14 protein-coding genes are annotated in these 12,125 nt (G+C 72.2%); 8 read left to right on the top strand and 6 right to left on the bottom strand.

Annotated elements, in window-relative coordinates; all coding sequences use genetic code 11:
* Position 1 precedes the first annotated feature (1 nt).
* Entirely contained in the window at positions 2-1,192 is a 1,191-nt protein-coding gene (locus tag DI272_RS17430) for a sensor histidine kinase (RefSeq protein ID WP_109500887.1), read from the top strand.
* On the top strand, positions 1,189-1,803 hold the full coding sequence (locus DI272_RS17425; protein WP_109496256.1) for a response regulator transcription factor: 615 nt from the start codon (positions 1,189-1,191) through the stop codon (positions 1,801-1,803). The genes DI272_RS17430 and DI272_RS17425 overlap by 4 nt, the downstream gene beginning before the upstream one ends.
* 16 nt (positions 1,804-1,819) lie before the next feature.
* On the opposite strand, the gene DI272_RS17420 is transcribed toward DI272_RS17425, so the two are convergent.
* Together DI272_RS17420 and DI272_RS17415 are read right to left on the bottom strand one after the other, a co-directional pair.
* Positions 1,820-2,671 (bottom strand): transglutaminase-like domain-containing protein, encoded by an 852-nt coding sequence (locus DI272_RS17420; RefSeq protein WP_109496255.1) that lies wholly within the window; start codon positions 2,669-2,671, stop codon positions 1,820-1,822.
* Between the two features lie 29 nt (positions 2,672-2,700).
* A complete protein-coding gene (locus tag DI272_RS17415; RefSeq protein ID WP_109496254.1) occupies positions 2,701-3,711 on the bottom strand; it encodes a GNAT family N-acetyltransferase in 1,011 nt (336 codons plus the stop codon).
* Between the two features lie 140 nt (positions 3,712-3,851).
* Here DI272_RS17415 and fdxA point away from each other — a divergent pair, with 140 nt between their 5' ends.
* Positions 3,852-4,169 (top strand): ferredoxin, encoded by a 318-nt coding sequence (gene fdxA / locus DI272_RS17410; protein WP_004926152.1) that lies wholly within the window; start codon positions 3,852-3,854, stop codon positions 4,167-4,169.
* A gap of 115 nt (positions 4,170-4,284) precedes the next feature.
* Complete coding sequence (locus DI272_RS17405; RefSeq protein ID WP_109496253.1) at positions 4,285-5,376, top strand: bifunctional succinyldiaminopimelate transaminase/glutamate-prephenate aminotransferase; 1,092 nt, start codon at positions 4,285-4,287, stop codon at positions 5,374-5,376.
* A 68-nt stretch (positions 5,377-5,444) separates the two neighbouring features.
* On the opposite strand, the gene DI272_RS17400 is transcribed toward DI272_RS17405, so the two are convergent.
* Together DI272_RS17400 and DI272_RS17395 are read right to left on the bottom strand one after the other, a co-directional pair.
* On the bottom strand, positions 5,445-5,897 hold the full coding sequence (locus DI272_RS17400) for an ATP-binding protein (protein WP_109496252.1): 453 nt from the start codon (positions 5,895-5,897) through the stop codon (positions 5,445-5,447).
* 310 nt (positions 5,898-6,207) lie between these two features.
* Positions 6,208-7,179, bottom strand: a complete 972-nt coding sequence (locus tag DI272_RS17395) for a heavy metal transporter (protein ID WP_109496251.1) — start codon at positions 7,177-7,179, stop codon at positions 6,208-6,210.
* An 84-nt stretch (positions 7,180-7,263) separates the two neighbouring features.
* On the opposite strand from DI272_RS17395, the gene dapE reads away from it, so the two are divergent.
* Complete coding sequence (gene dapE / locus DI272_RS17390; RefSeq protein WP_109496250.1) at positions 7,264-8,343, top strand: succinyl-diaminopimelate desuccinylase; 1,080 nt, start codon at positions 7,264-7,266, stop codon at positions 8,341-8,343.
* 98 nt (positions 8,344-8,441) lie between these two features.
* Positions 8,442-9,200: a TIGR00730 family Rossman fold protein gene (locus DI272_RS17385; RefSeq protein WP_109496249.1), complete on the top strand. Its 759-nt coding sequence runs from the start codon at positions 8,442-8,444 to the stop codon at positions 9,198-9,200.
* 28 nt (positions 9,201-9,228) lie between these two features.
* On the opposite strand, the gene folP is transcribed toward DI272_RS17385, so the two are convergent.
* The gene (folP, locus tag DI272_RS17380) at positions 9,229-10,089 is read right to left on the bottom strand and encodes a dihydropteroate synthase (protein ID WP_109496248.1); all 861 of its coding nucleotides are present in this window, start codon (positions 10,087-10,089) and stop codon (positions 9,229-9,231) included.
* Positions 10,090-10,255: 166 nt separating this feature from the next.
* Between folP and DI272_RS45995 the strand changes: the two genes are divergently transcribed.
* Together DI272_RS45995 and DI272_RS17370 are read left to right on the top strand one after the other, a co-directional pair.
* On the top strand, positions 10,256-10,630 hold the full coding sequence (locus tag DI272_RS45995; RefSeq protein WP_109496247.1) for a DivIVA domain-containing protein: 375 nt from the start codon (positions 10,256-10,258) through the stop codon (positions 10,628-10,630).
* Complete coding sequence (locus DI272_RS17370; protein ID WP_109496246.1) at positions 10,627-11,208, top strand: DNA-3-methyladenine glycosylase I; 582 nt, start codon at positions 10,627-10,629, stop codon at positions 11,206-11,208. The genes DI272_RS45995 and DI272_RS17370 overlap by 4 nt, the downstream gene beginning before the upstream one ends.
* 6 nt (positions 11,209-11,214) lie before the next feature.
* On the opposite strand, the gene DI272_RS17365 is transcribed toward DI272_RS17370, so the two are convergent.
* Positions 11,215-12,006 (bottom strand): enoyl-CoA hydratase/isomerase family protein, encoded by a 792-nt coding sequence (locus DI272_RS17365; RefSeq protein WP_109496245.1) that lies wholly within the window; start codon positions 12,004-12,006, stop codon positions 11,215-11,217.
* Positions 12,007-12,125: the final 119 nt, after the last annotated feature.

Genomic DNA, 12,125 nt, shown 5'->3' with positions numbered 1-12,125 from the left:
GATGACGGACGACCAGCTGCCCGCCGACGTCCGGGCCGAGCACTCGGTCCGGGTGGGCCGGCCGCCCCGCACCCGGGCCGAGGCGGTGCGCAAGCTCGTGTGGATCCTGCCCTGGCTGATCTTCCTCGCCTCGCCGGTGCAGGACCTGAAATCCGGGGACCACGGCACCGCCGCGACGGCCGCCGGCTGGGTGGCCCTCGTGTTCTTCACCGGCGTCTACCTCACCCTGGTCTTCCGGAACATGGGGCGGCCGTTCTCCGAGCCGATCGTGGGCGTCCTCGTCGCCCTGCTCGGCGTCCTCGCCGTGACCCTGTGCCTCACCCTGGGCGGCGAGTGGATCGGCCTGTTCGTGTACGTCTCCGTCGCGTGCGGCGCCACCCTGCCGCAGCGGGCCGCCTACTGGGCGGTCGGGGGGAACACCGTGGCGATGGCCCTGGTCGGCCTGCGGGTCGGCGCGGACTACTGGAGCCTGGTCCTGGTGGTGCTGCTGCTGGGCTTCTCCATGATGGGCGTGAAGCAACTGGTGCGCACGACGGTGGAGTTGCGCAAGGCCCGCGCCACCGTCGCCCAGCTCGCCGCCAACGAGGAGCGCCTGCGCCTCGCCCGCGACCTGCACGACCTCCTCGGCCACTCCCTCTCCCTGATCACCCTGAAGAGCGAGCTGGCCGGCCGGATGCTGCCGGACCACCCCGACAAGGCGGCCCAGCAGGTCGCCGACATCGAACAGGTCAGCCGCCAGGCCCTGGTGGACGTCCGCGAGGCCGTCACCGGCTACCGCAGGCCCCGGCTGTCCGCGGAACTCGCGGGCGCGCAGGTCGCGTTGACGGCGGCCGACGTCATCGCCGACGTGCCCGCCGAACCCGACCTCGCCGGGGTGCCCGAGGAGAGCGAGAGCGCCCTCGCCTGGTCGCTGCGCGAGGCGGTCACCAACGTCGTACGGCACAGCGGCGCGACCCGCTGCACGATCGAGGTCCTGCGCCGCCAGACTTTGGACGGGCCGGTGCTGGAACTCTCCGTCGAGGACAACGGCTCCGGCGGCTCCGGCAAGGGCCCCGGCAACGGCCTCACCGGCCTGACCGAGCGCCTGGAGAAGGCGGGCGGCGCGCTGGAGGCGGCCCGGACCAGGCACGGCTTCCGCCTGGTCGCCCGGGTGCCCGCGGGCGCGGCGACGCCCGTAGGATCCGGGGCATGAGCCGCACGATCAAGGTCCTGCTCGCCGAGGACCAGTCGATGGTCCGCGAGGCCCTCGCCGCCCTGCTGGGCCTGGAGGACGACATCGAGGTGGTCGCCCAAGTCGCCCGCGGCGACGAGGTGGTGGCCGCGGCTCAGGCACACGGCATCGACGTGGCCCTCCTGGACATCGAGATGCCCGGTATGACCGGCATCGAGGCGGCGGCCCAGGTCCACAAGGCCCTGCCGGACGTGAGGCTGGTCGTCCTGACCACCTTCGGCCGCCCCGGCTACCTCCGCAGCGCGATGGAGGCGGGCGCCGACGCGTTCCTGGTCAAGGACGCCCCCGCGGCCCAACTGGCGGCGGCGGTACGCAAGGTGCTGGCGGGGGAGCGGGTCATCGACCCGACGCTGGCGGCAGCGGCCCTGGCCGACGGCGCGAACCCCCTGACGGACCGGGAGCGCGAAGTGCTGCGGGCGGCGGAGGACGGCTCGACGAATGCCGAGCTGGCGGCGAAGCTGCACTTGTCGCAGGGGACGGTACGCAACTATCTCTCCACGGCGATCCAGAAACTGGCGGTGCGGAACAGGGCGGAGGCAGCGCGCCTGGCAAGGGAGAAGGGCTGGCTGTGAAGCCGCCACGGCGATGTCAGTTGAGCATCGCCCGCGCGGCCCGAGCCTGCCTCCGCACCCGCTCGGCCGCCCCCTCGTCCACCGCCCCCACCACCTCCGCGTAAGCCTCCAACTCCGAGGCCCCCACGAGGAAATCCCCCCGCTCGACAAGCAACTGCGCCCGCTCGTACCGCAACCGTGCCGGATGGGAAGGCAGCAACAGCGACAACTCCACGGCCCACAGGGCGACATCCGACCTTTCCGGCCGCGCTGCCGCCCACGCCCGCACGTTGTTGAGAATCCGCAGCACCACATCCAAGGGGTCGGCAGGCGTCAGCATCGACGGATCAAGTGCCGCCCCCGTCGCCCCCACCACCAGCAGCTCCGCGTCCGCCCCGGCCAGCACCCGCCCCCCGTCGAACGGATCGGCCAGCACCTGCTCCTCCGCGGCCCCGAAACCCACCACGAAGTGCCCCGGCAGTGCGACCCCGTAGACCGGTGCCCCGGCCCGCCGAGCCACCTCCATCCACACCACGGACAGCAGGATCGGCAACCCCCGCCGCCGCCGAAGCACCTCGTGCAGCAGCGACGACTCCAGCCGCTGATAGTCCGCGGCGGAGCCGCGGAACCCGCACCGCTCCCCGAGCAGCTCCCGCAGCGCCACCGCCCACGACCGCGGCCCGCCCGGCCGGAACGGCAGCCGTCCGGCCAGCTCGTCCAGTGCGATCTGCGCGGCGTCGATGCCCGCCTCGTCCAGGCCCCCGTCCGCCTCCGCGCCCAGCAGCAGGCACAGCGCGGACAGGTCGGGCCGCTCGGAGCGGGCCTCCTCGGCGAACCGCCGGCGCAGTTCGGCGGAGCGTTCCGGGGACGGTGGATGCGGACGACGCATAGCTGGCTCGTGCCCTCTCACAGCGATCGCTACCGGCCGCCGCCGGGAGTCGCCGGCTCCCGGTAGTGGTGGTACGCGTGATGCGCCGCGAAGCCCATCCCGGCGTACAGCGCCCGCGCACCGGCGTTCTCGTTCTCGACCTGGAGCCACGCGGCCGACGCGCCCTCGTCGAGCGCCCGCCGGGCCAGCGCGGCCATCACCTCGGTGGCCAGGCCCCGCCGCCGCTGGGCGGGGTCGACCTCGACCGCGGCGAAGGACGCCCACCGCCCGTCCACGACACACCGGCCGATGGCGGCGGGCACCGCACCGCTGCCCGGCACCTTCGCGAACCACACGGACGGCCCGCTCCCGAGCACTTGCAGCGCTACCTCGCTCACCCCTTTGCGCTGGTACCGGGCGAGCCACGCCTCGTCCGCGTCCCGGGACAGCTCCACGTCGACCTGCGGGGCCCGGTCGGCGACCGGCGCCAGCGCCCCGATCCACAGCTCGGCCGTCACCTCACGCACCCACGCCCGCCGCTCCAGCTCCGCGCACAGCAGCTCCTGCGTGCCCGCGGCGCCGGTCGCGGTCTGGAGGTACGCGGGCAGGCCGCGCTCGCCGTACCAGCGTCGTACGGTCTCCAGCGCGTCGTCCAGCGGCAGGCCGGGGTCGCCGAGCGGCAGCACGGAGTTGGCCCGCCGGGTGAAGCCGGAGGCGGCCCGCAGCTCCCACTCGCCGAGCCGCTCGCTCTCCACCGGCCGCCACGCGCGCGAGCAGACGTGGGCCAGTTCCTCGTAGGTGGCGGAGGGGCCCCGGCGGCGGGCCGGGGCACTCGGCACCACCTTGCCCGCGACCAGCGAGGATTCCGCGATGTGGACGGTCTCGCCACCCTTCCGTGTGATCAGCAGCACACCGTTGTCCCATGATGCGAGAACACCCACCGTGTCGGTGAACTTCTCGCCCGGAACCGCAGGATCGTCCAGACGGCGCACGGACACCCGTTTACCCACGTCAGCAGCGGTGATGCGGACCTCGTGGCGTCCTGTCGCTGAGATTTCCACAGGTCAGTTCACCCCTCCTGTTCGGATCATGCCCAAGAACGGAGATACTAGGGGCGGGCATCGACGACGCCGCGCTCCCGCGCGCCAGGCGGCGGAGCCTATGGAGGCCCGCCAGCGCCCTATCGAGGAGGAACGACAGCGTGACCTACGTCATCGCGCAGCCTTGTGTCGACGTCAAGGACAAGGCGTGCATCGAGGAGTGCCCGGTCGACTGCATCTACGAGGGCCAGCGGTCCTTGTACATCCACCCGGACGAATGCGTCGACTGTGGTGCCTGTGAGCCGGTCTGCCCGGTCGAGGCGATCTTCTACGAGGACGACACTCCGGAGGAGTGGAAGGACTACTACAAGGCGAACGTCGAGTTCTTCGACGAGCTCGGCTCCCCCGGCGGCGCCAGCAAGCTGGGTCTGATCGAGCGGGACCACCCCTTCATCGCCGCGCTGCCGCCGCAGGCGTAAGCGCACAAGCGGCCCGCAGCTTCGTGCCGCCTCGGTCCCGTACGGCCGGATCAGCTCCGATCGCCGTACGGGACCGAGGCGTTTGCCGTACGTACCAGAAAGTGAGCCAGCCCCCGTGTCCGCAGTCTCCGACCGCCTCCCCACCTTCCCCTGGGACAAGCTGGAGCCGTACAAGAAGACGGCCGCAGCCCACCCGGACGGCATCGTCGACCTCTCCGTCGGCACCCCCGTCGACCCGGTCCCCGAGCTGATCCAGAAGGCCCTGATCGACGCGGCGGACTCCCCGGGCTACCCCACGGTCTGGGGCACCCCGGCACTGCGCGACGCGATCACCGGCTGGGTCGAGCGCCGCCTCGGCGCCCGGGACGTCACCCACCGCCACGTCCTGCCGATCGTCGGCTCCAAGGAACTGGTCGCCTGGCTCCCCACCCAGCTGGGTCTGGGCCCCGGCGACCGGGTCGCCTACCCGCGGCTGGCCTACCCGACGTACGAGGTGGGCGCGCGGCTGGCCCGCGCCGAGTACGAGGTCTACGACGACCCGACGACCCTCGACCCGGCCGGCCTGAAGCTCCTCTGGCTCAACTCCCCGTCGAACCCGACCGGCAAGGTCCTGTCGAAGGCGGAGCTGACCCGGATCGTCGCCTGGGCCCGTGAGCACGGGGTGCTGCTCTTCTCCGACGAGTGCTACCTGGAGCTCGGCTGGGAGGCCGACCCGGTCTCGGTCCTGCACCCGGACGTCAACGGCGGCTCGTACGACGGCATCGTGGCCGTCCACTCCCTCTCCAAGCGCTCGAACCTGGCGGGCTACCGGGCGGCCTTCCTGGCCGGCGACCCGGCCGTCCTCGGCCCCCTGCTGGAGATCCGCAAGCACGGCGGCATGATGACGTCGGCCCCGACCCAGGCGGCGGTCGTCGCGGCGCTCGGCGACGACGAGCACGTCCGGATCCAGCGCGAGCGGTACGCGGCCCGCCGCGAGGCCCTGCGCGAGGCGCTGGTGCAGCACGGCTTCCGCATCGAGCACAGCGAGGCCAGCCTCTACCTGTGGGCCACCCGCGACGAGTCCTGCTGGGACACCGTCGCCCACCTGGCCGAGCTGGGCATCCTGGTGGCGCCGGGCGACTTCTACGGCGAGGCCGGCGCGACGTACGTACGCGTGGCCTTCACGGCGACGGACGAACGGGTGCGGGCGGCGGTGGAGCGCCTGTAGCCGCGGGACAGCGCGATGGGGCCAGGGAGATCGGTCTCCCTGGCCCCATCGGCGCTTCAGGCCGCTGTTCAGCCGAGCGGCAGCGACTTCACCGGCAGCGAGTCCGCAGCGGGCAGCCCGCCCTTGGTGAGGGAGTCCGTCGGCAGTCCGCCCTTCGTCGCGGTGGACGCGGTGTCACCGAGGATGTCCCCGGCCGATCCCGCCGCCTCGCCCGCGGTCTGCTGCGCGGCGGGCGCCGCCTTCTTCGCGACCTTGCCGCCGGTCTTGCCCGCCGTCGGCACCGCCTTCTTGACCGCGTTGCCACCGGTGTTGCCGGCGATCTTGGTGACGTTCTGCGTGGCGCCGTCGACGCCGTTGCCCACGCTCGCCCCGTCCAGAGCGGTCAGACCGCCCAGGTTGGGAGTCGCGGGCAGCTCGGCGGGGGCCGCACTGGCGGAGCCGGCCGCACCGACCCCGGCTGCCGCTCCCGCAGCGACGAGCAGCGCGGCACGGGCGATCCTGCGGGTCAGGGGGAGGGACATGATGCTCCTTTGACGCGAGAGAACGAGGAAGTGTCCGCCCGCTCCCGGCAGTTGATCACCGGGCTCGGACGCAGTGACTACCGCTCGAAGCCCGCGAAGGTTGCGGACGGCCAACGTAAAGAGTTGGCAATGCGTCGCATTATCGGCTGCGGATAAAAGCGGGCAAAACGCGCCCGATCCGAAAGTCCGCCGAATCCATACAGCCCTGTGTTCTCAAGGGATTTCACGCATACGAGGGTGAGGTGACGAAAACCTGCGCACACCCGCGTCCGAACCCGGCCCGCATAACTCCTGCGAGTGACGCCCCGTACTACTGAGCAGTCACGATCCGCACGGACCCGGCGGTCTTCTCCGCCCCGCCCGCACCCTCGCCGTCCACGGCCCGCCACTCGCTCTGGGTGTTCCCGGCGGTCCACCGCCGCCCCGCGTAGTCGACGCTCTGGATGTGCAGGGTGGAGGCGTTGGCCACCGCCCAGTGCGCGAGCTGCCAGCCCCGCTGCCGCGCCGTGCGCTTGGCCGCGGAGCCGTCGGCGGTGACCGGCACGACCAGCGTCCGCTCGTCGGCCGTGGTCGCCCCGGCGGACGACGGCGCGCCCTTCGCCACCTCGTCGGCGGTCGTGTCGAGCGCGTCCCGCCCGAAGTCCTTCACCAGCGCGTCACGCACCCCCGCAGGACCCGCGGCCACGGTGGCGGCAGGCCGCCCGTCGCAGGTCAGCGTGGCCGGCGAGGTCCCGGTGAGCGCGGCGGCCAGCAGGGTGGCGTCCGGCTCGTGCTTGGCGTACGCCTCCGGATAGCCGCTGCGCTGCACCCGCTGCGCGGCGACGGTGAGCGGCAGCTCCATGTACCCGGAGACCTTGACCAGATGCTCGTAGAACTTCCCCGCCGCGTACGACGGGTCCATGATCTGCTTCGCCGTGCCCCAGCCCTGCGACGGCCGCTGCTGGAACAGGCCGAGGGAGTCCCGGTCGCCGTGCGTGATGTTGCGCAGCCCCGACTCCTGGAGCGAGGTCGCCAGCGCGATCGCCACCGCCCGCTCGGGCAGCCCGCGCCCGGTGCCGACGGCCGTGATGGTCGCCGCGTTCACCGCCTGCTCCGGCGTGAACTCGTACTCCGTCCCGTCGCCCTTGCCCGAGACGACCTTGCAGCCGGGCGCGCCCGCGCCCCCGGTGACGTACTGGATCACGAGATAGCCCGCGACGGCACACAGGACCACGAAAGCCGCCCCGAAACGGAGGAGGCGACCACGACGACGGCGTCGGGGAGCGGGTGACGGCTCTGGCATCCGTACAAGGTACTGGAGGGTTCCGCGGCCCCTCAGCCGGGTGGGGACGGCGGGCCCGAAGGGCTGGGCGCTAGGGTCGGGGCCATGGCCGATACCCCGCTTGACCTCACGCTGGACGCTGCGGAGCTGACCGCGCAGCTCGTCGACTTCCCCTCGGTGAGCGGCACCGAGAAGCCCCTCGCGGACGCCATCGAGGCGGCGCTGCGCACCCTCCCGCACCTCACGGTCGACCGGTACGGCAACAACGTCGTGGCCCGCACGAACCTGGGCCGCGCGGAGCGGGTGATCCTCGCCGGCCACATCGACACGGTCCCCATCGCCGACAACGTGCCCTCTCGCCTCGACGAGGACGGCTACCTGTGGGGCTGCGGCACCTGCGACATGAAGTCCGGCGTCGCGGTCCAGCTGCGCATCGCGGCCACGGTCCCGGCCCCCAACCGCGACCTCACCTTCGTCTTCTACGACAACGAAGAGGTCGCCGCCCACCTCAACGGGCTCGGGCACGTCGCCGAGGCCCACCCGGAGTGGCTCGCGGGCGACTTCGCGGTGCTGCTGGAGCCCACCGACGGCCAGGTGGAGGGCGGCTGCCAGGGCACGCTGCGGGTGCTGCTCAAGTTCAAGGGGGAGCGGGCACACTCCGCGCGCGCGTGGATGGGCTCCAACGCGATCCACGGCTCCGCGCGCGTGCTGGCGAAACTGGCGGAGTACGAGCCCCGGCAGCCGGTGGTGGACGGCCTGCGCTACCACGAGGGACTGAACGCCGTCCGCATCGAGGGCGGCGTGGCCACCAACGTCATCCCGGACGAGTGCACCGTCACCGTCAACTTCCGCTACGCGCCCGACCGCAGCGAGGAGGAGGCGGAGGCGTTCGTCCGCGACTACTTCGCCGACTGCGGGGTGGACGAGTTCGTCGTCGACGACCACACGGGCGGGGCGCGACCGGGCCTGAACGACCCCTCCGCGGCGGCCTTCGTGCAGGCCGTGGGCGGCGAGGTGCACCCCAAGTACGGCTGGACGGACGTGGCCCGCTTCAGCCGGCTCGGCGTCCCGGCCGTCAACTACAGCCCCGGCAACCCGCTGCTCGCCCACAAGGTCGACGAGCGCGTGAAGGCGTCCCTGATCCCGGTGGCGGAGGAGCGGCTGAGGGCGTGGCTGACGGCATGAGGCGGTAAGGCTGCACGGCGGACACGCACACGTCCCCCCTCCGTAACCGGCGTGGATCTACGCTGAAGCGGAACTACCCGCTACTGGAGGGAGCGCACATGGCTACCGGCAACCCCGAGGGGAAGGACCAGCCGCCGTCGGAGCAGCGCCTGGGACCGGTGCTCCGCAGGCGCGGGCAGGTGACGGCGAGCACCACCGACCAGCGGCTCCTGGACGCGGGCGGGCCCTCGGACTGGGTCCACACCGACCCCTGGCGCGTCCTGCGCATCCAGTCGGAGTTCATCGAGGGCTTCGGCACGCTCGCCGAACTCCCGCCCGCGATCAGTGTGTTCGGCTCGGCGCGGACACCGGCCGAGTCCCCGGAGTACGAGGCGGGCGTGCAGCTCGGTCGAGGCCTGGTCGAGGCCGGCTTCGCGGTGATCACAGGTGGCGGTCCGGGCGCGATGGAGGCGGCCAACAAGGGCGCCTGCGAGGCGAACGGCATCTCGGTGGGCCTCGGCATCGAGCTCCCCTTCGAGCAGGGCCTCAACCCGTACGTCGACATCGGCCTGAACTTCCGCTACTTCTTCGTCCGCAAGATGATGTTCGTGAAGTACGCGCAGGGCTTCGTCGTCCTGCCCGGCGGCCTCGGCACCCTGGACGAACTCTTCGAGGCTCTCACCCTCGTCCAGACCCAGAAGGTCACCCGCTTCCCGATCGTCCTGTTCGGCAGCGCCTACTGGGGCGGCCTGGTGGACTGGCTCAAGAACACCCTGATCGCCCAGGGCAAGGCATCCGAGAAGGACCTCCTGCTGTTCCACGTCACGGACGACGTGAACGAGGCGGTGGCGTTGGTGTCGAAGGAGGCGGGCCGCTAGCCCGCCACCCGGTGGGGGCGGCGGCGCCTTACGCCAGCCCCCGCCGGGCCACCGCCGGGGGCCGGTACCCCGCGATCGACGCCACCATGTCCAGCACCTGCCGCGTCTCCGCCACCTCGTGCACCCGGTACACCTGCGCCCCCAGCCAGGCCGAGACGGCCGTGGTCGCCAACGTCCCGAGCACCCGCTCCTTCACGGGCTTGTCCAGCGTCTCGCCCACGAAGTCCTTGTTCGACAGGGACACCAGCACCGGCCACCCCGTCTCGACCATCTCCCCGAGCCGCCGCGTCGCCTCAAGACTGTGCCGCGTGTTCTTCCCGAAGTCGTGCCCGGGATCGATCAGCACCGACTCCCGAGGCACCCCCAGCGCCACGGCCCGCTCGGCCAGCCCCACGGTCACCCGCAGAATGTCGGCCATGACGTCGTCGTACGCCACCCGATGCGGCCGCGTCCGGGGCTCGGCGCCCCCCGCGTGCGTGCACACCAGCCCCACTCCGTACCGCGCCGCCACCTCCGCGAGCCCGGGATCGACCCCGCCCCACGCGTCGTTCAGCAGATCCGCCCCCGCCTCGCACACGGCCGCACCGACCGACGCCCGCCAGGTGTCCACGCTGATGACGACGTCGGGGAACCGCCGCCGCACCTCCGCCACGAACCCGACCGTCCGCCGTACCTCCTCCTCGGCGGACACCTCCTCGCCCGGCCCGGCCTTGACCCCGCCGATGTCGATGATCGCGGCACCCTCGGCCACCGCCTGCTCCACGCGCGCGAGGGCGGGCTCATCGCGGAAGGTCGCGCCCTGGTCGTAGAAGGAGTCCGGGGTCCGGTTCACGATCGCCATGATCACCGGCTCGTGCGGCTCGAATTCCCGCCTGCCCAGCCTGAGCATCCCCTGTGACCTCTCCTAGTACGTCCTGGCAAGTCGCCGGCCTGCGGCCGTCTGCGACCCTAACTGTCAGACTCGCATGGCACGATCGGACTCTGACACATTCGACTCCGACACACTCCGACCCGTTCGAGTCGGACACTTTCACCCAGCGTGGGGGCCCACAGCGATGGTTATGTTCTTGTTCCTCGTCGTCGCGCTCGCCGTCGTGGTCGCCGCGGTGACGCTCGCCGTGGTGGGAGGCGGCGAGACGGGTCCGCTCCCGGAGGCCGCCCCGGAGCGCCTCCAGGACCCCTTGCCCTACGACCGCCCGGTCAACCGCGCCGATGTCGAGGCCCTCCGCTTCCCGCTCGCCGCCCGCGGCTACCGCATGTCCGACGTGGACGACGCCCTCGGCCGCCTCGGCGCCGAGCTCGCCGAGCGCGACGCGCGCATCGCGGACCTGGAGTCGGCCCTGGCCGGCGCCCAGGCCGCCGCCCACGGCACGCCCGCCTCCCACGGCTCCCATGTCTCCATGGAGAAGCCCGCCCAGGAGGACCAGTGAGCGACGGAGCCGCTCTCGCCGGCCCGGACGGCCGGCCGCGCTGCCCCTGGGGCCTGTCCACCGAGGACTACATCGCCTACCACGACGAGGAGTGGGGCCGCCCGGTCCGCGGCGACGACGCCCTGTACGAGCGCCTCAGCCTGGAGGCCTTCCAGTCCGGCCTGTCCTGGATCACGATCCTGCGCCGCCGGGAGGGCTTCCGCGCGGCCTTCGCGGGCTTCGAGATCGCCAAGGTGGCCCTGTTCACCGACGCCGACCGCGAGCGCCTCCTCGCCGACGAGGGCATCATCCGCAACCGCGCGAAGATCGACGCGACGCTCGCCAACGCGCGCGTGCTGGCCGACTGGGCCCCAGGAGACCTGGACGCCCTGATCTGGTCGCACGCCCCGGAGACGCCGGGCCCGGCCCCGCGGACGCTGGGGGACGTCCCGGCGATCACCCCGGAGTCGACGGCCCTGTCGAAGGCCCTGAAGAAGAAGGGCCTGCGCTTCGTGGGACCGACGACGGCCTACGCGCTGATGCAGGCGTGCGGTCTGGTGAACGATCACCTGGCCGACTGCTCGGCCAGGCGGAGCTGAGCCCCCTCAGCGGCCGAGGTACTTGGGCTGCTCCTTGTTCACGAACGCCCGCACGGCGATCGTGTGGTCCTCGGACGCCCCCGCCCGCGTCTGGAGCTCGTCCTCCTTCTCCAGCGTCTCCGCCAGCGAGTGCGAGAACCCGTAGGCGACGGACTCCTTGATCGCCGCGTACGCCACGGTCGGTCCCTCGGCAAGGGCCCGCGCGACGTTCTCGGCCTCCGCGTGCAGCTCACCGGCGGGCACCAGACGGTTCGCGATCCCCAGCTCGTACGCCTCCTGCGCCTTGATCGTCCGCGGGAAGAGCAGCAGGTCGGTGGCGCGCCCCGGCCCCACCACGCGCGGCAGGGTCCAGGAGATCCCGGAGTCCGCCGTCAGCGCGACCCCCGCGAACGAGGTGTTGAACCCCGCGCTGTCCGCGACCACCCGGTAGTCCGCCGCGAGCGCCAGTCCGAACCCGGCCCCGGCCGCGACGCCGTTCACCCCGGCCACCACGGGCTTGGGCATCTCCGTCAGCGCCCGCACGATCGGGTTGTAGTGCTCCTTCACCGTGCTCATGACAGAGGTGGAGCCCTCGGCGAGCAGCCCGATGTGCTCCTTGAGGTCCTGTCCCACGCAGAACGCCCGCTCCCCGGCGGAGGTCAGCAGCACGGCCCGTACGGCGTCGTCACCGGCCGCGGCCCGGACCGCGTCCCGCAGCGCCACCTTCGTCGCGATGTTCAGCGCGTTCATCGCCTCGGGCCGGTTGATGGTGATGGTCGCGAGTCCGTCGCTCACCTCGTAGAGCACGGTGTCGGCCATGTGTGTCGCCTCCTGCGTCCTGTTCCGCGTCTGCGGGTTACTTGCGGGTTCAGAAGGACAGCATGGCGGAGATCGCCGCCGGGGGACCGGAACGGACGTGTGACCTGCGTCAAAGAATC

The organism is Streptomyces sp. Act143 (genome assembly GCF_003143935.1).
Lineage (GTDB): Bacteria > Actinomycetota > Actinomycetes > Streptomycetales > Streptomycetaceae > Streptomyces.
Note: the sequence above shows the minus strand (reverse complement) of the source record. Positions and strands in the feature narration are given on the sequence as shown.